Source organism: Catenuloplanes japonicus (assembly GCF_000717135.1).
Taxonomy (GTDB): Bacteria; Actinomycetota; Actinomycetes; order Mycobacteriales; family Micromonosporaceae; genus Catenuloplanes; species Catenuloplanes japonicus.
In genome coordinates, this window is the sequence record NZ_JNXY01000003.1 from 219,135 (window position 1) to 240,066 (window position 20,932).

The 20,932-nt window shown below is 70.8% G+C and carries 19 protein-coding genes; 9 read left to right on the forward strand and 10 right to left on the reverse strand.

The window, feature by feature from the left end; genetic code table 11:
* From OP04_RS06560 to OP04_RS06575, 4 genes are all read right to left on the reverse strand, one after another.
* A complete protein-coding gene (locus OP04_RS06560) occupies positions 1-855 on the reverse strand; it encodes a carbohydrate ABC transporter permease (protein WP_033338589.1) in 855 nt (284 codons plus the stop codon).
* An 8-nt stretch (positions 856-863) separates the two neighbouring features.
* Positions 864-1,763, reverse strand: a complete 900-nt coding sequence (locus tag OP04_RS06565; protein ID WP_232323498.1) for a carbohydrate ABC transporter permease — start codon at positions 1,761-1,763, stop codon at positions 864-866.
* A 76-nt stretch (positions 1,764-1,839) separates the two neighbouring features.
* Positions 1,840-3,147, reverse strand: coding sequence for a carbohydrate ABC transporter substrate-binding protein (locus OP04_RS06570; RefSeq protein ID WP_033338590.1), 1,308 nt, complete (start codon positions 3,145-3,147; stop codon positions 1,840-1,842).
* Between the two features lie 119 nt (positions 3,148-3,266).
* Positions 3,267-4,277: a LacI family DNA-binding transcriptional regulator gene (locus OP04_RS06575; RefSeq protein ID WP_033338591.1), complete on the reverse strand. Its 1,011-nt coding sequence runs from the start codon at positions 4,275-4,277 to the stop codon at positions 3,267-3,269.
* A 56-nt stretch (positions 4,278-4,333) separates the two neighbouring features.
* Here OP04_RS06575 and OP04_RS06580 point away from each other — a divergent pair, with 56 nt between their 5' ends.
* The 3 genes from OP04_RS06580 to OP04_RS06590 are packed head-to-tail and all read left to right on the forward strand — an operon-like array spanning position 4,334 to position 7,737.
* On the forward strand, positions 4,334-6,124 hold the full coding sequence (locus tag OP04_RS06580) for a glycoside hydrolase family 35 protein (RefSeq protein ID WP_198153744.1): 1,791 nt from the start codon (positions 4,334-4,336) through the stop codon (positions 6,122-6,124).
* Positions 6,125-6,162: 38 nt separating this feature from the next.
* On the forward strand, positions 6,163-7,251 hold the full coding sequence (locus OP04_RS06585; RefSeq protein ID WP_033338592.1) for a PIN domain-containing protein: 1,089 nt from the start codon (positions 6,163-6,165) through the stop codon (positions 7,249-7,251).
* Positions 7,252-7,308: 57 nt separating this feature from the next.
* Positions 7,309-7,737: a hypothetical protein gene (locus tag OP04_RS06590; protein WP_033338593.1), complete on the forward strand. Its 429-nt coding sequence runs from the start codon at positions 7,309-7,311 to the stop codon at positions 7,735-7,737.
* Positions 7,738-7,772: 35 nt separating this feature from the next.
* Here the strand turns inward: OP04_RS06590 and OP04_RS06595 are convergent, their stop codons facing one another.
* Both OP04_RS06595 and OP04_RS06600 read right to left on the reverse strand, forming a co-directional pair.
* A complete protein-coding gene (locus OP04_RS06595; RefSeq protein WP_033338594.1) occupies positions 7,773-9,566 on the reverse strand; it encodes a bifunctional sugar phosphate isomerase/epimerase/4-hydroxyphenylpyruvate dioxygenase family protein in 1,794 nt (597 codons plus the stop codon).
* A gap of 11 nt (positions 9,567-9,577) precedes the next feature.
* The gene (locus OP04_RS06600) at positions 9,578-10,225 is read right to left on the reverse strand and encodes a TetR/AcrR family transcriptional regulator (RefSeq protein ID WP_033338595.1); all 648 of its coding nucleotides are present in this window, start codon (positions 10,223-10,225) and stop codon (positions 9,578-9,580) included.
* An 82-nt stretch (positions 10,226-10,307) separates the two neighbouring features.
* Here OP04_RS06600 and OP04_RS06605 point away from each other — a divergent pair, with 82 nt between their 5' ends.
* The 3 genes from OP04_RS06605 to OP04_RS53020 all read left to right on the forward strand — a co-directional run bounded on the left by OP04_RS06605 (position 10,308) and on the right by OP04_RS53020 (position 14,247).
* Entirely contained in the window at positions 10,308-11,147 is an 840-nt protein-coding gene (locus OP04_RS06605) for a shikimate dehydrogenase (RefSeq protein WP_033338596.1), read from the forward strand.
* A gap of 9 nt (positions 11,148-11,156) precedes the next feature.
* Positions 11,157-12,503, forward strand: a complete 1,347-nt coding sequence (locus OP04_RS48370; protein ID WP_157239377.1) for an Nramp family divalent metal transporter — start codon at positions 11,157-11,159, stop codon at positions 12,501-12,503.
* Between the two features lie 907 nt (positions 12,504-13,410).
* On the forward strand, positions 13,411-14,247 hold the full coding sequence (locus OP04_RS53020; RefSeq protein WP_157239379.1) for a hypothetical protein: 837 nt from the start codon (positions 13,411-13,413) through the stop codon (positions 14,245-14,247).
* A gap of 83 nt (positions 14,248-14,330) precedes the next feature.
* On the opposite strand, the gene OP04_RS53025 is transcribed toward OP04_RS53020, so the two are convergent.
* Positions 14,331-14,918, reverse strand: coding sequence for a hypothetical protein (locus tag OP04_RS53025; RefSeq protein WP_157239382.1), 588 nt, complete (start codon positions 14,916-14,918; stop codon positions 14,331-14,333).
* Between the two features lie 305 nt (positions 14,919-15,223).
* On the opposite strand from OP04_RS53025, the gene OP04_RS06620 reads away from it, so the two are divergent.
* Together OP04_RS06620 and OP04_RS06625 are read left to right on the forward strand one after the other, a co-directional pair.
* Positions 15,224-15,973 carry a bestrophin-like domain gene (locus OP04_RS06620; RefSeq protein WP_033338598.1) on the forward strand — a complete coding sequence of 250 codons (750 nt, stop codon included), beginning with the start codon at positions 15,224-15,226 and terminating at the stop codon, positions 15,971-15,973.
* 5 nt (positions 15,974-15,978) lie between these two features.
* Positions 15,979-17,202 carry a cytochrome P450 gene (locus OP04_RS06625; protein ID WP_232323500.1) on the forward strand — a complete coding sequence of 408 codons (1,224 nt, stop codon included), beginning with the start codon at positions 15,979-15,981 and terminating at the stop codon, positions 17,200-17,202.
* Positions 17,203-17,254: 52 nt separating this feature from the next.
* Here the strand turns inward: OP04_RS06625 and OP04_RS06630 are convergent, their stop codons facing one another.
* Genes OP04_RS06630 through OP04_RS06640 form a run of 3 tightly spaced genes read right to left on the reverse strand, consistent with a single transcriptional unit; the run spans position 17,255 to position 19,538 of the window.
* Entirely contained in the window at positions 17,255-17,806 is a 552-nt protein-coding gene (locus OP04_RS06630; RefSeq protein ID WP_063746556.1) for a copper resistance CopC family protein, read from the reverse strand.
* Positions 17,803-18,984, reverse strand: a complete 1,182-nt coding sequence (locus OP04_RS06635; RefSeq protein ID WP_033338667.1) for a Dyp-type peroxidase — start codon at positions 18,982-18,984, stop codon at positions 17,803-17,805. Before OP04_RS06635 ends, OP04_RS06630 begins: the two co-directional genes overlap by 4 nt.
* 2 nt (positions 18,985-18,986) lie before the next feature.
* Complete coding sequence (locus tag OP04_RS06640) at positions 18,987-19,538, reverse strand: copper chaperone PCu(A)C (protein ID WP_232323501.1); 552 nt, start codon at positions 19,536-19,538, stop codon at positions 18,987-18,989.
* 214 nt (positions 19,539-19,752) lie between these two features.
* Between OP04_RS06640 and OP04_RS06645 the strand changes: the two genes are divergently transcribed.
* A partial coding sequence (locus tag OP04_RS06645; RefSeq protein WP_033338601.1) for an NHL repeat-containing protein occupies positions 19,753-20,932 on the forward strand: 1,180 nt, incomplete at its 3' end.

The following is a 20,932-nucleotide window of genomic DNA, read 5'->3' on the forward strand; positions in this document are numbered from 1 at the left end:
TCAGCCCTTCACTCCGCCGGCGGCCATGCCCTCGATCAGACGCCGCTGGATGACGGCGTAGAGGATCAGGACCGGGACGATCACGATGACCATGCCGGCGTAGAGGCGCCCGTAGTCGGCCGCGGCCTTCTGCGCGGTCATCAGGTTGAGCAGGCCCACCTGCACGGTCTTGCCGTCGCCGGGCAGCAGCGTGAGCGCGATGATGAAGTCGTTCCAGTAGGCGAGGAAGTTGAACAGGATCACGGTGGTCACGGCGGGCCGGGCCATCGGCAGCATGACCGTGGTCATCACGCGCAGCCGCCCGGCCCCGTCCATCGACGCCGCTTCCTCGTACTCCTTGGGAATGCTTCGGAAATAGGCCGTGAGCAGGTAGATGGTGAACGGGATCGAGGTCGCGGCGTAGACCAGCGAGAGCATGGCGGGGTTGTCGATGAAGAACCCGTCCGGGAACGCGTCGATCAGCGCGCGGTCCCAATCCACGAGCATCAGGAAGATGGGTACGACGATGTAGTTCACGTTGACGAACAGCCCGGCCATCAGCAGCGCCTCGACGAAGCCCCGGCCGCGGAACTCGTAGCGCGCCACCACGTAGGCCGCGGGCACGCTCACCAGCAGCACCAGCACCAGGCCGAGCGCGGTGACCAGCACGGACGTCAGGAAATATTGCCCCATGCGGGCGTCGAGGAACGCGTCCGTGTAGTTGCGCCAGTGCAGGCCCTCGGGGAGCGCCCACGGGCTGCCGTAGAACTCGCCCTTGGTCTTGAGCGACGCGACCAGCACCCAGCCGACCGGCACGGCGATCAGCAGCGCGATCGCACCGACCAGCGTGTAGGTGAAGCCCCTTTTCAACAGCATCAGAAACCTCAGAACTGGAGGGGTTCGCGGCGGGTCGCGCGGGAGACCAGCAGCGACACCAGGAAAGAGAACGCGAAGATGACGACGCCGATCGCCATGCCGTAGCCGTACGACGAGTTCGTGTACGCCTGCTTGTACATGTAGCTGAGCAGCACCTCGGACGATCCGTCCGGCCCGCCGCCGGTCATGGCGCGGACCAGCACGAAACTCAGGTTGACCGCGCTCATGATGAAGAACGTCAGCGTCGTGCGCAGGTTCTGCCAGATCAGTGGCAGCGTCAGGTCGAAGAACTGCCGGGTCGCGGACGCACCGTCGAGCGCGGTCGCCTCGTAGAGCTCCTCGGGGATGCTGGCCATGCTCGACATGTAGAGGACCATGTAGTAGCCGAGCGACTGCCAGACCATCGCGATCGCCACGGAGTAGAGCACGATCTTCTGGTCGCCGAGCCAGACCTGCTGCCAGGTGTCCGGCCCGATCACCCGCAGCACGCCGTTGAGCAGCCCGTTCTCCTGGTCGTAGACGGCGGAGAAGATCGCGGCGATGACGACGACGGAGAGCACGTTCGGGATGTAGAGCACGAAGCGCAGCAGGTTACGGCCGCGCAGGCGCTGCCGGGTCATGATGGCGGCCAGGAACAGCCCGGCGCTCATGGTGACGATCGTGACCACCACCAGCAGCGTCACCGTGTTCTGGAACGCGCGGATGACATTGTCGTCGTCGAGCAGGCGGGTGAAGTTGTCCAGGCCGACGAAGCGCGGGTCGGGGGAGAAGCCGCTCCACGCGTAGAACGACATCCGGAACACGTTGATGGTCGGCAGCACCATGAACACGGCGAACAGGATCAGCGCGGGGAGCAGGCAGGCGAGCACGAAGCCGCCGTTGCCGCGCCGCGGTCTTTGCAGGGTCACCGGGGCGGGTCCTTTGAGCGGGTTCCGGCGGCGGTCTCGCGGGAGAGAGGTGTGACCGCCGCCGGAAGCGTGGGGGTCAGGCGGCCTGGCGCAGTTTCTCGCTGGCCTCGTGCAGCGCGGCCTGCCACTGGTCCTCGGTCTTGTCGCCGCTGATGATGCTGTTCGCGGTGTCGAAGAGCGTCTTCTTGATGTCCACGCCCTCGACCGGCGGCGTGCCGGCGAAGCCACCGACCAGTGCCGCGACGCCGGGCTCGGTGTAGACCTGGTAGAACTCGGCCTGCTCGGCCGGGAGCGTCTCCGCGATGCCGGTGAGCGGCTGGATCGCGTTCGACCCCGCGAAGATCTTCGCGGCCTCGTCCGAGTAGAGGTAGGCGACGAACTCGCGGGCCGCGTCCTTGTTCTTGGCCGCGCCGGGGATCCAGACCGACTCGACGGACGTGGTGATGTAGCGGTTGCCGCCGGCCGTGACCGCGGGCAGCGGCGTGAGCGCCCAGGCGAACCCGTCCGCACGCGGCGCGTCCGCCATCTCGCCGACGATCCAGGTGCCGTTCGGCATGAACAGCGCCTTGTTGTCCAGGATCGACTGCTGGTTCTTCGTGAAGTCCTGCTGGTTGGCGTATCCGACCGTGGTGGGTGCGGCGTAGGAGAGCAGGCGGGTGGTGATGTCCAGGGCCTGGCGCGCCTGCGCGGTCTGCCAGACGCCCTCCCTGTACGTCATCACGTCCGTGTAGAACGACTCGCCTCCGACATCGGCCAGCAGCGCGAAGAAGAACGAGTCGAGGTATCCGGCGGTCGGGTAGGTGAAGAGCGCGATGCCCTCGGCCTTGGCCTTGTCGCCGAGCGCGAACATCTCGTCCCAGGTGGCCGGCACGGTCCAGCCCTTGGCCGCGAGCAGGCCCTTGTTGTAGAACAGGCCGGTCGGCGCGTAGTACATCGGCATGAGGAAGGTCTTGTCGTCGCCGTACGGGTTCGTGTTCAGGTTGCCCACGATGCCGTCGGTCAGCTTCTCGCCGAGCGGCTTGCCGTCGACCGTGGTCGTGAGCAGCGGCGTCAGGTCCTCCAGCGCCCTGTCCTTGATCAGCGTCTCGGTCAGTGCGGCCTCGCGGCCCTGGCCGAGCACGACCACGTCGGGGAAGCGGCCGGCCTTCATGTTCGGCGAGATCTCGTCCTCGATGCTCTTCGAGATCTGCAGCGTCACCTCGACGCCCGGGTGGGACTTCTTGTAGGCGTCGATGACCTGCGTATACATGTCGCGGCCGTAGCCGCCCTCGAGCGCGGCGACGCTGAGCGTGGTCTTGCCATCGGAAGCGTCCGTGCCGCCGCAGCCGGCCAGCAGCGCGAGCGCCGTGATCGCGGCGCCCGCCAGGACGAGAGGTCTCTTCATCGCGTTATCGGTCCTTCCCTGCGCGGGCCAGGGAACGGCCCGGGTTCACGGACGTTGTTACGGTGGCATCGATAACATGACAGCGCAAGAGGAGTTCACCGAAAATCCGATTCGGGGGTTCATCGAGGGGTGTTCGTGGAACCGCGCACGATGATCACCGCGGGTACCGGCGCGGCCTCGACGTGCGCGTCCTCGTCCAGCAGCAGCGCGACCGCGGACGCGCCGGAGCGGTAGAAGTCCTGCCGGACCGTGGTCAGCGGCGGCGCGCAGTACGCGGCCAGCGCGATGTCGTCCACACTCACGATCGACACGTCGTCCGGCACGGTGCGGCCGCGCTCGCGCAGCGCCCGGATCACGCCGAACGCCATCTCGTCGCTGGCCACGAACACCGCGGTCACGTCCGGGATCATCGCCAGGATCTGGCCCTGCCGGTAGCCCGAGTCCGGCGACCAGTCGCCCTCCAATGGCGGCGGCGCGTCGACACCGGCCGCGGCCAGGCACTCCTGCCAGCCCCGGCGCCGCTGCCGTGCCTCGATCCACTCGTCCGGCCCGGCCACGTGCCAGACCTGCCGATGGCCCAGGTCCAGCAGGTGCTGGGTGGCGACCCGGCCGGCCTCCTGCTGATCGATGCCGAGCACGCGCGCACCCGAGGTCCGCGAGCCGTCCAGCGTCACGGTCGGGATGTCGCGCGTGATGTCCTCCATCTTCTGGGTGACCGAGATCAGCGGCACCGCGATCACGATGCCGTCCACGCCCTGATCGGCCAGCTTGGACAGCGACCGCTCCATCAGGCCGGTGTCCAGCGTGGCGATGGTGGCGATGTTGACCGCGAAGCCGGCCGCCTCGGCCGCGGCCTCGACGCCCGCGGTCACCGCGGACCGGGAGTAGTAGCCGCCGGACTGCAGCAGGACCAGGCCGATCGTGTTGGTACGCCCGCTGGACAGCACGCGAGCCGCGTTGTTCAGCCGGTAGCCGAGCTGCTCCACCGCGGCCAGCACGCGCTGGCGCGTCTCGGGATTCACGTTCGGCGAGCCGCGCAGCGCCCGGGAGACGGTCTGCGCCGACACGCCGGCGGTCTTCGCCACGTCGGCCATGCTCGGCTGCCTCGCGGCCCGCGCGGTGTCGGTCATGGCGCTCATCCTAGCGTTCTTGTTACGTATGGCATCGATAACATAGTCTCGTGGCCGTGATCGTTCCCCTTACCGGCGCGGCGCTGTCCTGGCGGGACCGTCGCCTGTACCGGCGCGGTGTGCCGCACCAGATCCTGTCCGGCGCGCTGCACTACTTCCGGGTGCACCCGGCGCTGTGGCGGGACCGGCTGCGGCGGCTGGCGGACCTCGGGCTGAACACGGTCGACACGTACGTCGCCTGGAACTACCACCAGCCCTCGGTGTCGAGAAAGCCGGACTTCACCGGGTGGCGGGACATCGCCGCGTTCATCGCACTGGCCGGCGAGGAAGGGCTGGACGTGATCGTCCGGCCGGGGCCGTACATCTGCGCCGAATGGTCCAATGGCGGCCTGCCCGCCTGGCTCACCGGCCGCGACATCGCGCTGCGCAGCTCCGACCCCGGCTTCACCGGCCCGGTCGGCGACTGGTTCGACGCGCTCGTCCCGCAGCTCGTCCCGCTTCAGGCCACGCACGGCGGCCCGATCGTCGCGGTGCAGGTGGAGAACGAGTTCGGCAGTTTCGGTGACGACGCCGCCTACCTGCGGTGGAACCGGGACGCACTGCTCACGCGCGGCCTCCGCGAGCTGCTGTTCACCGCGGACGGCCCGACCGCGCTGATGCAGGACGGCGGCACCATTCCCGGCACGCTCGCGGCCGCCACGCTGGGTTCCAAGGCCCCGGCCGCGCGCGCCCTGCTGAGCGCGAGGCGCCCGGACGAGCCGTTCGTCGTGGCCGAGTACTGGAGCGGCTGGTTCGACCACTGGGGCGAGCACCACCACGTGCGCGGCGTGGACAGCGCGGCCGGCACGCTGGCCGACATCGTGGCGGACGGTGGCAGCGTCAGCATCTACATGGCGCACGGCGGCACCAACTTCGGCCTCTGGGCCGGCGCCAACACGGACCCGGCCGGCCGCCTGCAACCCACCGTGACCAGCTACGACTCGGACGCGCCGATTGCCGAGGACGGCCGCCTCACGCCCAAGTTCCACGCCGTGCGCGCGCTGCTCGGCGCGACCGGGCCGGTGCGCGTGCCGGAACGCCTGCCGGTGCTGCCGCCCGCGACGCTGCCGCTGACTCACCGCTCAGGGCTGCTCGACGGGCTGCGCGCGGTCCCGGCGGCCGTGGTGGCGGCGCCCCGGCCCGCCTCCTTCGAACGCCTCGGGCTCGAGTCCGGCATGGTGCTGCACACGGCCAGGGTCACCGTCCCGGACGGGGAGCACACGATCACGGTCACGGGGGTACGCGACCGCGCGCTGATCTTCATGGACGACGCCTTCACGGCCGTGGTGACGCCGGACGCACCCGCCGTGACCGTGCGCGGCACGGGCGCGACCGTGACGCTGGAGGTGCTGGTCGAGAGCCTCGGCCGGGTCAACTACGGGCACGAGGTCGGCGGGCGCAAAGGGCTGCTCGGCCCGGTGCTGGTCGGCCGGCGCGGCGTGCAGGGGTGGGCGTCGCGGCCGATCCCGCTCCAGGACTGGTCCGCGGCCGCGCTGTCCGCCGCGGTCGCCGCCGGGCCGGGCGGCGAGGCCGGCTTCGCCACCGCTGAGCTGCACGTCGACGCGCCCGCGGACACGTTTTTCGCGCTTCCCGGGTCGTACCGCGGGATGGTCTGGGTCAATGATTTTCTGCTCGGGCGGTATTGGGAGGTCGGGCCGCAGGTCACGCTCTACTGCCCGGCACCGCTGCTGCGGCCCGGCCGGAACGTGATCACCGTGCTGGAGCTCGAACGCCTCGGCACCACCGTCGAGTTGCGGGCCGAACCGGAGCTCGGACCGCCCGAGGAGTACATCGAGGAGTTCGACTGAGGAGGCGGCGTCAGTCGCCGGCACGTAGGCTGGCCTGCGTGGATCAAGAAGAGCGCATCGCCCTGTTCCTCGACTACGAGAACCTGGCGATCGGGGCCCGGGACAACCTCGGCACCGGTTTCGAGCTGAGGCCGGTCGCCGACGCGCTGGCCGAACGCGGCCGGGTGGTGGTGAGGCGGGCCTATGCGGACTGGTCGTACTTCGACGAGGACCGCCGGATGCTCACCCGATCCCACGTCGAGCTGATCGACATCCCGCAGCGGATGGGCGCGTCCCGCAAGAACGCCGCCGACATCAAGATGGTGGTGGACGCGCTCGAGCTGGCGTTCGAGCGCGACTACATCTCCACGTTCGTGCTCTGCACCGGCGACAGCGACTTCACGCCGCTGGTCCACAAGCTGCGCGAGCTGAACAAGCGGGTGATCGGCGTCGGCGTGCAGCGATCCACGTCCGCGCTGCTGCCGCCGGCCTGCGACGAGTTCCTGTACTACGACCGGCTGGAAGGGGTGGAGATCCCGCCGGCCCGCCCGCGCCGAGGCCGCCCGGCCGCACCGCAGGCGCCTTCCCCGGAACGTGAGCCTGTCGAGGTGCACGTCGAGGTCGAGCCGCTGCCGGAGCCGGAGCCCGCGGTCGCCCGGGATGCCGACTCGCTGGCCGCGCTGGTCGCGCAGACCGTCTCCGGCCTGCAGCACAGCACGAACGGCGCGGTCACCGCGTCCACGCTCAAGCGCACGCTGCTGCGCAAGGACCCCACGTTCAGCGAGGCCGACTACGGCTTCCGCGCGTTCGGCGAGCTGCTGCGCCACCTGAGCGGGCGCAACGTGGTCGAGCTGACCGACGGCTCCGCCAAGGGCGACCCGGAGGTCTCGCTGCCGGAGCACGGCGACCGGGAGGCCGCGTTCGCGGTGCTGCGCACGGTCGTGCTGGAGCTGGCCGGCGAGTCCGGCTCGGTCGCGCTCTCCGGCCTGAAGAACCGGGTGCGCAAGGTCGCGCCGGACTTCAGCGAGAAGAAGCTCGGTTACCGCAGCTTCCTCCAGTTCTGCAAGGCGGCCGCGACCGGCGGCGCGGTCGGCCTCAAGTGGAGCCCGGACGCCGACGATTACCTGCTCACGTCCGCGAACGGGTAGCCGAGGTCGAGCTGAACGGCCGAGCTGATCTGTGATCGACGTCACTAGCATCGGCCTATGGTCGTGCCGCAGCGCATACCGATCGCGTGGGAGGCCGGCTACCGGACCGACACCATCGGGCGGTACGCCGGCGGGCAGTTCTACGCCGCCATGCACGGCGTGTTCCGGCCCGGCGCGGGCCCGGCCTGGTACGCCTACGTGCACCTGTTCGACCACGACGGCTGGTACGTCGAGACACGGGTCCGGCTGCTGGCCCGCACCGAGGTCCTCGCGGACGTGCCCGGTGCGGACCGCACGCTGGCCGGCCTGCTGGCCGGCCTGTCCCGCGTCCGGTACGGCGACATCGCGGTCCGGCCGTTCCGGTTCGAGCACGACGGTGTCCTGTTCGGACTGATCGACGAGTCGGACGAGCAGCGCGGCCCGTGGGTGGAGCTGTATCCGGACCGGCTCGGCTTCACCCCGCCGTGGACGGGGGAGTACAGCTAGTCACGCCATGCCGAGACCGGTTTCGCGGCGTGCGGTCAGCCCCGGGTGAGCCGCAGGTGTCGATGTGCTGCCATCCGGACGGGCGCGTTCGCCTCGCCGAAGCCGTCGTAGCCGCCGCGCCGCTCCACGACCTCGAAGAACACGCGGCCGCCGTGGACCGGCGTGTAGAGGTGCAGCAGTTCGCCGCCGTGCGCGTCGCGGTCGTAGAGGATGCCGTGCGCGCGCAGCATCTCGACTGTCTGATCGGTCAGGTGGTAGCGGGCGGCGAGGTCGGCGTAGTAGTTGTCCGGGATGCGCAGGATCCGTTCCCGGAGCAGCTCGGCGGTGGCCACGATGTCCGATGTGGAGAACGCGACGTGCTGCGGGTCGGTGACGCCGGGCGCCCACTCGCCGCGGCGCAGCAGCGCGACGGTCAGCGCCAGCCGCACGCCCCGGTCGGCGGTGGCGAGCGCGCGCGACCGCACCAGGCCGAACGGTGCCGCGTACTCCTCCGTGGCCAGCCGCTCCAGGCCGAGCACCGAGTCGTAGAACAGGCCGGCCTCGTCGAAGTGGTCGAACGGCTGCGTGAGTCCGATGTGGTCGACGCGCTGGAGGCCCGTGCCCGGACCGGCGAGGTCCCCGGTCGGCAGGAAGTCGGCGCGCCACTCGTCCGCGGCCGGGGTGACGAACACGTCCGTGCCGTCCGGCGCGGTCAGCGACGCCAGCGGGGCCTCGCGCGGGCCGTGCGTGCCGGCCTTCGCCGGGGCGGAGAGCGCGGCCGCGCGGCGCAGCGCGGTGGCGGGATCGTCCGCCGTGACCGCGAACGCGCTGATCGCGGCGCCGGGCCGGGTCACCGCGCTGTTCAGCACGACGCGGCAGGCTGACTGTTCCCACAGTTCGACGGGCTTGGTGCGGTGCTGGCCGGTGTGCGTGAAACCGAGGCCCTGCAGGGCCTCGCGCAGTTGCGGACCGGTGCCGCCGTCCACGGCGAACTCGGTGAACGCGTGCCGGCCGAGCGCCGGGGCGGGCGGGAGCGGGCGCAGGCCGGCCCGGTCTTCCAGCGCGACGAGCGAGCGCATGGCGTCGACCGCGGTGCGGGCCGGGTCCGACTGCCGGTAGACGTCGTTGAACACCTCCAGCGACAGCGGGCCGTCGTACCCGCTGCGGTAGATCTTCCGGAGCAGTCTGGCCAGGTCGAACGTGCCCTGGCCGGGGAAGAGGCGGTGGTGGCGGCTCCACTGGAGCACGTCCATCCGCAGGTGCGGCGCGTCGGCCAGCTGCACGAAGAAGATCTTGCCGGGCGTGATGTCCGCGATGCCGTCCGGGCTGACGTCGCGGGACAGGATGTGGAACGAGTCCAGGCACAGGCCGAGCGCGGGGTGGTCGGCCGCCCGCACGATCCGCCACGAGTGGTCCCAGGTGGACACGTGGCGGCCCCAGGCGAGCGCCTCGTAGGCGATCCTGATCCCACGCTCAGCGGCGCGGGTGGCCAGAATCCGCAGCTGCGCCGCGGCCAGAGCGTCGTCGTCGGTTGACGAAGGTGACACGGACGAGCACACCAGCATCGTGTCCGCGCCGAGCTGCTCCATCACGTCAAACTTGAGTTCCGCACGGCGCAGATTACGATCAAATGCCTCCGGGGGTACGCCTTCGAAGTCGCGGAACGGCTGGTAGAGGTCGATGCTCAGCCCGAGGTCCGCGCACCTCGCACGGATCTCGGACGGCGACCACGGCGACACCACCAGGTCGTTCTCGAACAGTTCGATCCCCTCGAACCCGGCCGCGGCCGCGGCGGTGAGCTTGTCGTCCAGCGTCCCGGAGACGCACACCGTCGCGATCGACCGCCGCATGATAAATCCCCTTAAATCCGTAGATAGCCGGTGATCAGGTCGCCGAGCATGGCGCGGTAGTGGGCCCGGCGGGAAGGGTCCAGCAGGTCACGGTCGAAGAGTGCGCCGAACGTGTGCCGGTTCGCGACCCGGAAGAAGCAGAACGAGCTGATCATCATGTGCACGTCCAGCGCGTCCACGTCCGTGCGGAACACACCGTCGGCCTGACCACGGTGTAACACGCCCTGCAACAGATCCACGGCAGAGCTGTTGAGGTCGACAAGCTGTGCCACGTGCGCGACATGGCGGGCATGCTGCGCGTTTTCCACGCCGACCAGCTGGATGAACGCCGGGTGCGCCTCGTGGTGGTCGAACGTGACCTCGGCCAGCCTCCGTACCCCCGTCATGGGGTCGAGGTGTTCGACGTCCACGGCTCTCTCCGCGGCGCGGATCTCCGAGTACGCCCGCTCCAGCACCGCGCGGTAGAGCTGCTCCTTGCCGCCGAAGTAGTAGTAGATCATCCGCTTCGTGGTGCGGGTCCGGGCCGCGATCTCGTCGACGCGCGCGCCGGAGAACCCGCGGTTCGCGAACTCGTCGGTGGCCACGTCGAGGATCTCCGCACGGGTGCGCGCGGCATCCCGGCGGCGGACGTCCGGCGCTTCCACGATCTTCTCTGCCATTGCTCGATTCTGTCGTCTTGACAACGGATGTGACGGGCCTCATAACTAACGTACCAGTTCGTACATTCAAAGGGGTCGACTCATGCGGTGTGGATTGATCGGCGCCGGGATCGATGCGTCGTTCTCGCCCGCGCTGCACGAGACCGAGGCCCGGCACCAGGGCCTCGACCTGACCTATGAGCTGATCGACGTCGACCGGGCGGGCACCCCGGACGCGCTCGGCCGGCTGCTCGACGACGCCGAACGCGACGGCTTCGCCGGGCTCAACATCACCCACCCGTTCAAGCAGCACGTGCTCGGGCTGCTCGACCGGCTGTCGCCACAGGCACGGGCGATCGGCGCGGTCAACACCGTCGTGTTCCGCGACGGCGAGCGGCACGGGCACAACACGGACGCGTTCGGCTTCACGTCCGCCTTCCGCGCCGGACTGCCCGGCGCGCTCACCAGGAACGTCGTCCAACTCGGCGCCGGCGGTGCGGGCGCGGCCTGCGCGCACGCGCTGCTCAGCATGGGCGCCGGGCATCTCACCGTCATCGACCCCGACCTCGACCGGCGCGGGCTGCTCGCCGAGACGCTCGCGCTGCACTTCGACACCGACCGCATCGCGGTGGCAGACCCCGTGGACCTGCCCGCCGCGATCGCACCGGCCGACGGGCTGGTCAACGCCAGCCCGGTCGGCATGCACAAGCACCCGGGCCTGCCGCTGCCGGCGGCGCTGCTGCGGGACGGCCTGTGGGTCGCGGACATCGTCTACATGCCGCCCCGCACCCCGCTGCTGCGCGCCGCCGCCGGGGCGGGACTACGGACGCTGGGCGGCACCGCGATGTGCGCCTACCAGGCCTCCGCCGCGTTCCAGCTCTTCACCGGGCGCACCCCCGACACCGCACGGATGCTCCGCCACCTGGACGTCCTGCTCTCCTAGGAGTGCGACATGACTCAACTTCCCGCACCCGTACCGCTGCGGCGGATGCTCGGCCCCGGCGTCGTCGCGGTCGGCATCGGCATGGCGGCCGGCGAGATCATTCTCTGGCCCTACCTCACCGCGATCGGCGGCCTCGGCCTGCTCTGGCTCGCCATCACCACGCTGCTCGTGCAGTTCGTCATCAACATGGAGATCGAGCGGTACACGCTGGCGACCGGCCAGACCGTGGTCGCCGGCTTCTCCCGCTGGTGGAAGGGCTGGGGCATCATCATCTGCCTGGCCGGCGCGTTCCAGTACGTCTGGCCCGGCTGGGCGACCAGCGGCTCCACCGTCTTCACCTACCTGATCGGCGGCGGTGACCCGGTCTGGATCACCGTGCTCGTCCTGGTCCTGATCGGCGCGCTGCTCTCCGTCTCCAAGGTCGTCTACACCACGGTCGAACGCGTCGAGACGGTCAAGGTCGCACTCACGCTGTTCTTCCTGCTCGTCGTGGTCATCTTCGTCATCTCGCTCTCCACCTGGGGCTCCGGCGCACGCGCGGCCGTGGTCGAATTCGGGCAGATCCCGCCGGAGATCACGTTCGTCCTGCTGCTCAGCGCGATCGGCGCGGCCGGCGCCGGCGGCGTGCACAACCTGGTGCTCAGCAACTGGATCCGCGACAAGCGCTACGGCATGGGCGCGCACGTGCCGCAGCTGGTCTCGCCGATCACCGGCCGGCTCGAGGCGTCCGGCACGGACCGCTTCGACCTCGACCTCGACCCCAGCAACCTGGAGCGCTGGAAGGTCTGGTGGCGGCGGGCCAACATCGAGCACGGCGTCACGTTCGTCGCGGTCTGCCTGCTCACCATCACGATCATGAGCCTGCTGGCGTACGAGACGCTCTTCGGCCGCGACGACCTCAAGAACGACCCGTCGTTCCTGCGCATCGAGGGCGACGTGCTGGCCGACCGCGTCGGCGTCTGGCTCAAGCTGCTCTTCTTCGCGATCGCCGCGGTCTCGCTCTGGGCCGCCGCGATGGGCCTGCTGGACATCATCGGCCGCGTCGCCGCCGACTTCGTCAGCCGCTCCTACCTGCCCGGCTCCACCCGCTGGACCGAACCCCGCCTCTACCTGGCCGTCGTCTGGGCCGAGATCGTGCTCGGCTCGCTGATCCTGCTGGCCGGCTTCACCCAGCCGCTCGGCCTGCTCATCATCTCCACCTGCGCCGCGTCCGTCGTCACGCTCCTCTACTCCATCCTCCTGGTCCGCCTGAACACCAGAGACCTCCCTCCCCGGTACGCCTCCGCGGCTGGCGCCTCGGCGGCCTCCTCCTGGCCATCGCCTTCTACGGCTTCTTCGCCATCGCCATGGTCGTGACGCAGCTCCAGAAACTCTGACCTCGTCCCCGCCCCGGCGGCACTTCCCCGAGGAGGTGCCGCCGGCGCGGCACGTGGTCAGTGCGCCCAGGGTCTGCGGCGCTCTGTGCGCCGCTGGTTTACAGGTGGTGGGCGCCGCTGGTCTGCGGGTGCTCTCTGCGTTGCTGGTTCGCGGGTGGTCTGCGTGCCGCTGGTCTGCGGGTGATCTATGCCGCTGGTTTGCGGGTGGTCTGTGTGCTGCTGGTTCGCGGGTGGATGCCGCTGGTTTGCGGGTGGTGTGTGCCGCTGGTTCGTGCGCGGGCGGGCTCCGGGCGCTCCGCGCCCGAAATTTACCCATAAAGCACCCCGGTCGGCGAATGCGTGAGGCGCGGCTTCGCCAAAGGATCATTGAGCGATGCAAAAAGGACCTCGGACGGGCAGTTTGAGGTCCTTTTTGCATCGCTCAATGATCCACTGTGTCTCGCGGGTCCGCGGAGGCGCAAGAGTTCCGTCGGGTGGAGATCGTCGGCAGGCTGCAGGTGGAATGCGGCGAGATTCGCGCTGCTTCGCCGACGGACTACGGCTATTGACCCAGCCTCCTAGGAAGCAAAGGCGAGTGTGCGCCCGCATACCGCAGCCGCGCCGCAAGCCAGCGACGAAGTAGCCCGCGCCGCCCATATGATCCGCGCTGACCCGCGCTGACCCGCGCTGACCCGCGCTGACCCGCGCTGACCCGCGCTGACCCGCGCTGACCCGCGCTGACCCGCGCTGACCCGCGCGCCGACTGGAACCGCTGGGGTGCGGGGCTGGGGCGGACGGGTGCGAAGGGGGAGCAGGGGCGGGCGAGCGGGTCACATTCGTGCGGGCGGCCGCGAAACCGGCCGACAGGTGCGGGGTCAGAGGGTGGCTCGGCGGCGGGAACGGGAACGATGAGACTTCGGCGGATCGCAGCGCGTGGCACGGCCGTGGCCGTGGGGGCGTGCCTGATGGTGCTGCTGGGGCAGGCCGCGCCGGCCATGGCGGACACGTCTACCGCGCAGGCGCAGGCGGTCACGCTCACGCTGCTCGGGGGTACGGCCGGGACCGCGCTCAGCACCGCGAGCAACAACGGTGAGCAGGAGACGCAGATCTCCGGTGCGGCGCCGGGGCTCGGCGTGCTCGGTCAGCAACCGCTGATCTCGGCCGGCGTACTGGTGCAGAAGGCGGTCGCCTACGCGGACGGGATCTCGACGTCCTGCGCGGGCCTGGCCGGCAACGGCGGCGTGATCTCGGTCGGCGTGGACGGTTCCTGCACCGTGGCCGGGGGCGGCGGCGTCGTGATCGACCTGGCCGGGCTCGCCACGATCAAGGCCGACGCGATCATCGCGTCCTGCCGGGCGATGGCCGGCCAGGAGCCGGTCGCCAGGACCACGCTCGCGAACGCGTCCGTGCTGCTCCTCGGCCTCCCGCTGCTCAACCTTTCGCTGGCCACCGCGCCGGACACCGGCATCGACATTCCCGGCATCGCCACGCTGCTGATCGACGCGCGCTCCGCCCCGGCCGGCCCCGGCAGCGTGCGTGCGACCGCGCTCAAGGTCGCCCTGCTCGGCAGCGTGCTCGCGGCGGACATCGGCGTCGCCACCTGCGGCCAGAACGCGGTCATCCAGCCGGTACCGGCCGTCCCGGTCCACAGCATCCCGGTCGTGGGCGCGGCCCTCGGCGCCGCCCTCTGGCTCGGCCGCCACCGCCTCCGCGACCTCGCCTCAGCACTGCGCCCCACGCGCTGATTCGCCACCCGCCGCCTGGCAGGCTGCCCGCCGACGCCCGCTCCTCGAAGATCGAGGCGTGTTCCGGCAAACGACCGGCAGAACTAACGCCGGGCAAGGCTGAGCCGGCGGGCGGCCATCCGGGCCGCGACCGCGGCGAGCACCGCGGGAATCGCGATGGTCAGGTACCGGTCGCGCAACGGCTCGCGCACGCCCGACAGCCGCGTGCGTGCAGAAGCCCCGAGCAGCACATGTGGTACGGCCGGAGCTTCCTGCGCCGCGGCCAACGGCACTGCCGGCGCGCCGTCGGCGGTGGCGGGCGGACGCGCGGGTCGAGCCAGGGGAGCGCGCCGGGTGTCACCGGTCCGGGCCGGCGGCGGCGCGGCAGGCGCGGGCCGGCCGGCCACGGCGGCGGGCGGCGGACCGGCCGGCGGCAGCGCCGTCGGTGCCGACGGTGACAGCGTGACGGCGCCGTAGCCACGGATCGCATCCCGGCCGGTGGTGGGAACAGGCGCCGCAGCGGGCGAGGACGCCCCGTGCGAGGGGCTGATGGTGTCGTAGCCGCGGGCGGCCGTGGGAGTGGGCGTCGGAGCGGACCGGGACGCCTCGGGTGGCGGCGTGGCGGTGGCGTAGCTGCGGGGCCTGCCTCGACCGGTCGTGGCGGTGGGCGCGGCACCGGACGCGCCGAGCACGGGTGTGGCGGTGCGGTAGCGGTGGGGCGCGCCATGACCGGAGGTGCGGGGCGGTGTGGTGGTGGTCGGCGGGGTGGGGGAGGCCGGGGTGTGAGGTGGAGCGGGGATGGGCTCGGAGCGGGCGGGGGGAGCTTCCGGGCGTACCGATGAGGGCTGATGGTGAGGGGTGGAGTGGGGGAGGGATGGGAGGGTCAGAGCGGCCGCGAACAGCAGTGGGATGCTCCAGGCGCTCTGCACGGCTAATACCCCCTAAAGCACACTTTATCCGCCTAAAGTGTAGCTGTTGATCTTCGGGGGATGGGGCGATGGTGCTGATCGGGGCGGGCTGTACCGGGGCGGTGGCGGCGATCGCGATGGTGGCGGCCTGGCTGGTGGACCGGTGGGTGCCGGCGGCGCGGCGGGAGGCGAACAACGAGGTCGCGGGCATGTTGTTCAGCATCATCGGGGTGGTCTACGCGATTTTGCTGACGTTCGTGACGATCGCGGTGTGGGAGACGAGCAGCGCGGCCGAGGACAGCACGCGGAACGAGGCGCACGCGCTGCTGGAGGTGAACCGCTACGGCGTCGAGCTCGCCGACGGCGGCAACCTGCAGGCGCTGGTCCGGCGGTACGCGACCGTGGTGATCGGTGACGAGTGGCCGCGGCTGCAGGCGGGGGAGGACATCTCCGGGGACGGCGCGCGGCTGATCGACGCGATGTGGGCGGGCGTGGACGGGCACGAGGCCGCGACCGATTCCGCGGTGCTGCGGCAGGCGGAGGTGCGCGCTGTGCTGCGTGAGCTGGGTGAGGCGCGCGAGGTGCGGCTGTCCACGGCGACGTCCGGGCTGCCGGTGACGATCTGGGGTGCGCTGATCGCCAGCTCGGTGCTGGTGGTGGTCAACTCGCTGCTGTTCGGCGTGCCGGGGCGGGGCTCCTACGTGGCGATGGTGGGGATTCTCGCGGCCGTCTCCGCGCTGCTGCTCTACACGGTCTACCAGCTGGAATTCCCGTTCCAGCGCGGTGAGCAGATCGGTCCGGACGTCTTCGACGGGGTGCTCCACCTGTTGACACCGTAAGGCACATGGCGTACGTCTGGAGTGGACGGATGGAGGACGCCATGACGACCGTGGACGCACCCCGCAGCTATCCTGCGGCGATCCCGGAACGGCTCGACCCCGACCCCGCGCTCGCGGACCTGCGCGCGCAGCCGATGATCCGGGTCCGGCTTCCCTACGGCGAGCCGGCCTGGCTCGCGACCCGCTACGAGGACGTCAAGACCGTGCTCGGCGACCCGCGGTTCTCCCGCGCGGCCGCCGCCGGGCGGGACGAGCCGCGCATCCGGCCGATGATCCCGCCGCCCGGCAACATTCTGGGCCTGGACCCGCCGGACCACAGCCGCCTGCGCCGCCTGGTGACCAAGGCGTTCACGATGCGGCGCATCGAGCAGCTGCGGCCGCGCGTGCAGGAGCTGGCGGACGAGCTGGTCGACGGCATGCTGAAGGCCGGTCCGCCGTCCGACCTGGTGGCCGGCTTCGCGCTGCCGCTGCCGGTCGCGGTGATCTGCGAGCTGCTCGGTGTGCCGTACGAGGACCGTGGCGACTTCCGGTACTGGTCGGACGCGTTCATGTCCACCACGCGCTACCCGGCGGACGAGGTGGCGAGCTGTGCGCGGGCGATGAACGGCTACATGGCCGGCCTGATCCGGCAGCGGCGTGCCGAGCCGCGCGACGACCTGATCAGCGCGCTGGTCGAGGCGCGCGACGAGCACGACAAGCTCTCCGAGGACGAGATGCTGTCGCTGGCCCAGGCGATCCTGGTGGCCGGCCACGAGACCACGGCGTCCCAGATCCCGAACTTCGTCTACACGCTGATCCACCACCCGGCGCAGCTCGCGGCCATGGACGACATCCCGCGCGCGGTGGAGGAGCTGATGCGGTTCGTCCCGCTGGGCCTGGGCACGGGCATTCCGCGGTACGCGCTGGAGGACCTGGAGCTGGGCGGCGTGCTGGTCCGCGCGGGCGAGCCGGTGCTGCCGTCGATCCCGTCCGCGAATCGGGACTCCGCGGTCTTCCCCGGCGCTGATGAGCTGGATCTGCACCGGGACCAGGGCTCGCACGTCGGGTTCGGGCACGGCGCGCACCACTGCCTGGGCGCGCCGCTGGCGCGGATGGAGCTGCAGGTCGCGATCGGCACGCTGTTCGGGCGGCTGCCGGGGCTGCGACTGGCCGAGGGCGACGCGGGCATCGACTGGAAGGCCGGGCTGTCGACGCGCGGGCCTGAGCGGATGCTGGTGGCCTGGGACTGAGACGCGATCGGGCGTCCCCCATGCTGTCGGCGCGGCATGGGGGACGCCCCGATCACTGAGAAGGCGCGGGCAGGCGGCGTTTCCTCAGCAGGACGAACACCGTGCCGGCGCCGATCGCCACGACGGCTACCGCGATCAGCGTGATCAGCAGGACGGGTGATCCCTCGGCCGTTTCGGTGGTCACCGCCGCGGCGGAAGGGGCGGCCGCCGCCGGGGCGCCCGCGCCGACCGTGAACGTGTAGGAACCCTGCACCGGGTGCCCGTCCTTGGACACCACGCGGTACGCGACCGTGTAGACGTTGTCGCCGGGCGAGCCGGTGAACGTGACCGTGGCCCTGCCCCCGTCCACGACCGGCTCCGAGACCGCGACCCGGGCCTTGGCCGCGTCCGACACGATGATCTGCGTGTAGGCCGGGTTCAGCGATTCCGCGAACTCCAGCACGATCTCGGCCGGGGCGGCGTCGAGCTGCGCGTTCTCGACCGGGGTGGAGGACGTCAGCCGGTTGTGCGCGAACGCGGGCGAGGCCGGGACCAGTACCGCGAGGCAGATTGCGAGTGCGGCCACGGCGACGCGCCGGATCGGGTGCACGCCTGCCGCCCTCATACGAGCACCTGCTGTCCGACCCAGCCGCCCTCCGGCGCGCCCGGCGGGATCTCGAACACGGCCGACCCGATCGGCGTGATCCACTCGTTGAGCAGGTCCTTCTCGGCCAGCCGTTGCTGGATCGGGATGAACTGCCGCACGATGTCCGACTGGTACGACGCGAAGACCAGCCCGCAGTCGGCGGTGCCGTCCGCGGCCGGCGCGTCGTCGTAGTTGTACGGCCGGCGCACGATCTTCAGCCGGTCGTCGGTCTGCCGCGCGCGCGTGACGTGCGAGAAGTCCGGCATGACCGGGAAGCCGGTGGCGTCCAGCTTCGTGAAGTCCGGCTCGTCCAGCTCGTTGACGCCGGTCAGGGGCGCGCCGGTGCCGAGCGTGCGGCCGACCGCGTTCTCCTTGTCGGTGCGCCCGAGCAGGTCCCACGACTCGAGTTCGGCGCGGATGCGGCGGACCACCAGTTGCGTGGAGTGGTCGGCCCGCCAGACCGCGGTGCCGAACGAGGGGGTGCCGGACGCCGGGTTCGCGGTGCCGTCGAGCTGGCCGAGCAGGTTGCGCTGGGTCTGCCGGGCCGGTTCCATGCCGGCACTGCGCCGGAAGCCGCGCTGCACCCAGCGGACGGTGGCGAACGGGCGGCTGTCCTTGACCAGCATGCGTTGTGCGTGCGCGACCGTGATCGGGTCGTCCGCGCAGATCTGGATCAGCAGGTCGCCGCCGGACCAGCGCTCCTCCAGCTTGTCGATCTGGGGGAACGCGGGCAACGGCGCGACCGGGGAGGGGAGTCCGGCCGCCTGGTAGAGGCCGGGCCCGAAGCCGAACGTGACGGTGAGCCGGGCCGGGACCACGGCCAGTTCACGCTCGGTGTCGGCCAGCGGTGCCTCGCCGCGGGTGAGGCGGGCCGCGTCATCGCTGAGCAGCCGCATCATCCGGGCCAGTGCGCCCCTGTCGGTGCCGGGGAGCAGCGTGAACGCGACGAACGCGCCGTGTGCCTGCGCCTCGGTCTCCACGCCGGACTGGCGGTTGCCGTAGAACGGCTCGATCGCCTGCCCGTAGTCGACCAGCGTCGCGGGCGAGGGTATCGGTGGTGCGGTGGGGTCGGGGCTCAGTGCGGCGACGGCCACGCCACCGGCGACGGCGCCGCCGATCGCGGCGGCGCCCCCGGTGAACAGCCCGCGTCGGCTGATCGTCACGAATGCGCCCCGGCGGACGGCATCCCGGTCATCTCCGGCATCGCGCTGCCGTGGGCGCCGGGCGCGTAGGACTCCTGGGCGCCGGTGTACGGCTTGCCGACCGCGGTGAACGGCACGGTGGTGCCGTCGCCGAGCGTCAGCGTCACGGTGATCTCGTCGCCGGCCTTCACGGGCGTGGTCAGGCCCATCATCATGATGTGGTCGCCGCCCGGCTCCAGCACGTGCTCGCCGCCGGCCGGGATGGTGAAGCCGCCCTGCTTGGGCTGCATCTGCATGGCGCCGTTGACCATGGTCGTCTCGTGCAGCTCCATCATCGGGGACACGGAGGCCGCGGCCGAGACGATGGTGACGTCCGTGGTGCCGCCGTTGACCAGCGTGCCGAACGCCGCGGTCATGCCGGTGTCGGCGGCCTTGATCCACGGGTCCTTCACGGTCAGCCCCGCCGTGGCCGGCGCCGCGGTGGAGGTGGCGCTCGGGGTCGGCGTGGACGCCGCGGTGCTGTCCTCGGCACACGCGGCGAGACCGCCCAGTGCCAGCGCCAACGCCATGCCGGCACCCATACGCGAAGTCCAACCCATGTGACTGCTCCTCCTCGAAGATCGTTCGGCGGGTTGGTCGGGGAGTAAAGGCGAACAGTTCCCGGCGTACCCCCTGAGGTTGCCGATTTTGATCTAGAAACCGGTCAAATAGTCATAAGGTCCATGCGAATAGGCTTTTGCTAACTTCGGGGGATAAATGAGGATTTCTTGGAAGGGTTGTCTGGTGACCGCCACGGTGGCGGGGGTCGGGGCCGGGATGGCGGTGTCGCTGGGGGCGGTCGTGCCGACGGCCGCGGTGGCCCAGCCGGAGCCGACGATCGCGCTGCCGCAGTACCAGCTGTCGGTCATCGCCGGTAACAACGACCTGAGCGGCCTGCCCACGGCCGGCCCGGCCCGGCAGTCGCTGATGAGCGAGCCGACCGACATGGCGTTCGACCCGGCGGGCAACCTCTACGTCGCGGACACCGGGAACTGCGTGATCGAGAAGATCACGCCGGCCCTCCAGCTCTCCGTCTTCGCGGGCCTGCCGACCGGATGTCAGCCGCCGCTGCCCCGGAACCAGGTGTTCCACGGCCGGATGGTCAGCCTGGCCTGGCTGCAGGGGAAGCTCTACGTCGGCAGCGCGGACACCGGCTACATCTACTCGGCGGACGCGAACGGGAACCTGACCCCGGTGGCCGGCAACGGGGCCGAGGGGCCGCCGAGCAACAACCAGGTCAACACACCCACCCAGATGGTCGGGCACGGGAACTACCTGTACTTCGGTGACCAGGACGAGCACCAGGTCGGCCGGATCGACGTCACCGCCAGCCCGGCCACGATCGAGCTGGTCGCCGGCAACGGCGACAACATCCCCGCGGCGCTCACCGGGCCGGGGCAGGACGCACGCACCACGCCGATCGTCTCGCCCAACGGTGTGGCGGTCGCCGCGGACGGCACCATCTACGTGTCGGACACCGGGGAGAGCCGGGTGCTGAAGCTCTCGTCGAACTTCGAGGTGCTCGACCAGTGGATGCTGCCCGCCGCGGTCGGCCTGGCGCTCGACTCGACCGGATCCACGCTGTACGCGGCCTCCTACGCCGGCGCGATCACGGCGATGGCCACGGACGGTTACTCCTACGGCGGCGTCATCGCCGGCATGAACTTCAGCGCCATCGCACAGATCGCGGTCGACCAGGTCAGCGCGCAGAAGTCGTCCACGGTGGTGGAGGGCCCCGCGCTCGCCACCGAGGTCGGCCAGCCGGCCGGGGTGGAGGTCGCCGCGAACGGTGACATCTACGCCACGATCAGCTCGCCGAGCATGCTCGCTCGACGCACCGCTGACCGGTGCGAAGGCGACGGTCAGCGGCGGCGGCCTGCAGCCGGAATCGCCCTACGTGCTGACCATGAACTCCACACCGATC

What these genes read in the sequence shown, in the direction of transcription:
- OP04_RS06560 (WP_033338589.1), bottom strand. Translation starts at nt 855, where the DNA reads ATGCTGTTGAAAAGGGGCTTCACCTACACGCTGGTCGGTGCGATCGCG.
- OP04_RS06570 (WP_033338590.1), bottom strand. Translation starts at nt 3,147, where the DNA reads ATGAAGAGACCTCTCGTCCTGGCGGGCGCCGCGATCACGGCGCTCGCG.
- OP04_RS06575 (WP_033338591.1), bottom strand. Translation starts at nt 4,277, where the DNA reads ATGACCGACACCGCGCGGGCCGCGAGGCAGCCGAGCATGGCCGACGTG.
- OP04_RS06590 (WP_033338593.1), top strand. Translation starts at nt 7,309, where the DNA reads ATGGTCGTGCCGCAGCGCATACCGATCGCGTGGGAGGCCGGCTACCGG.
- OP04_RS06595 (WP_033338594.1), bottom strand. Translation starts at nt 9,566, where the DNA reads ATGCGGCGGTCGATCGCGACGGTGTGCGTCTCCGGGACGCTGGACGAC.
- OP04_RS06600 (WP_033338595.1), bottom strand. Translation starts at nt 10,225, where the DNA reads ATGGCAGAGAAGATCGTGGAAGCGCCGGACGTCCGCCGCCGGGATGCC.
- OP04_RS06605 (WP_033338596.1), top strand. Translation starts at nt 10,308, where the DNA reads ATGCGGTGTGGATTGATCGGCGCCGGGATCGATGCGTCGTTCTCGCCC.
- OP04_RS48370 (WP_157239377.1), top strand. Translation starts at nt 11,157, where the DNA reads ATGACTCAACTTCCCGCACCCGTACCGCTGCGGCGGATGCTCGGCCCC.
- OP04_RS53020 (WP_157239379.1), top strand. Translation starts at nt 13,411, where the DNA reads ATGAGACTTCGGCGGATCGCAGCGCGTGGCACGGCCGTGGCCGTGGGG.
- OP04_RS06620 (WP_033338598.1), top strand. Translation starts at nt 15,224, where the DNA reads ATGGTGCTGATCGGGGCGGGCTGTACCGGGGCGGTGGCGGCGATCGCG.
- OP04_RS06625 (WP_232323500.1), top strand. Translation starts at nt 15,979, where the DNA reads ATGGCGTACGTCTGGAGTGGACGGATGGAGGACGCCATGACGACCGTG.
- OP04_RS06630 (WP_063746556.1), bottom strand. Translation starts at nt 17,806, where the DNA reads ATGAGGGCGGCAGGCGTGCACCCGATCCGGCGCGTCGCCGTGGCCGCA.
- OP04_RS06640 (WP_232323501.1), bottom strand. Translation starts at nt 19,538, where the DNA reads ATGGCGTTGGCGCTGGCACTGGGCGGTCTCGCCGCGTGTGCCGAGGAC.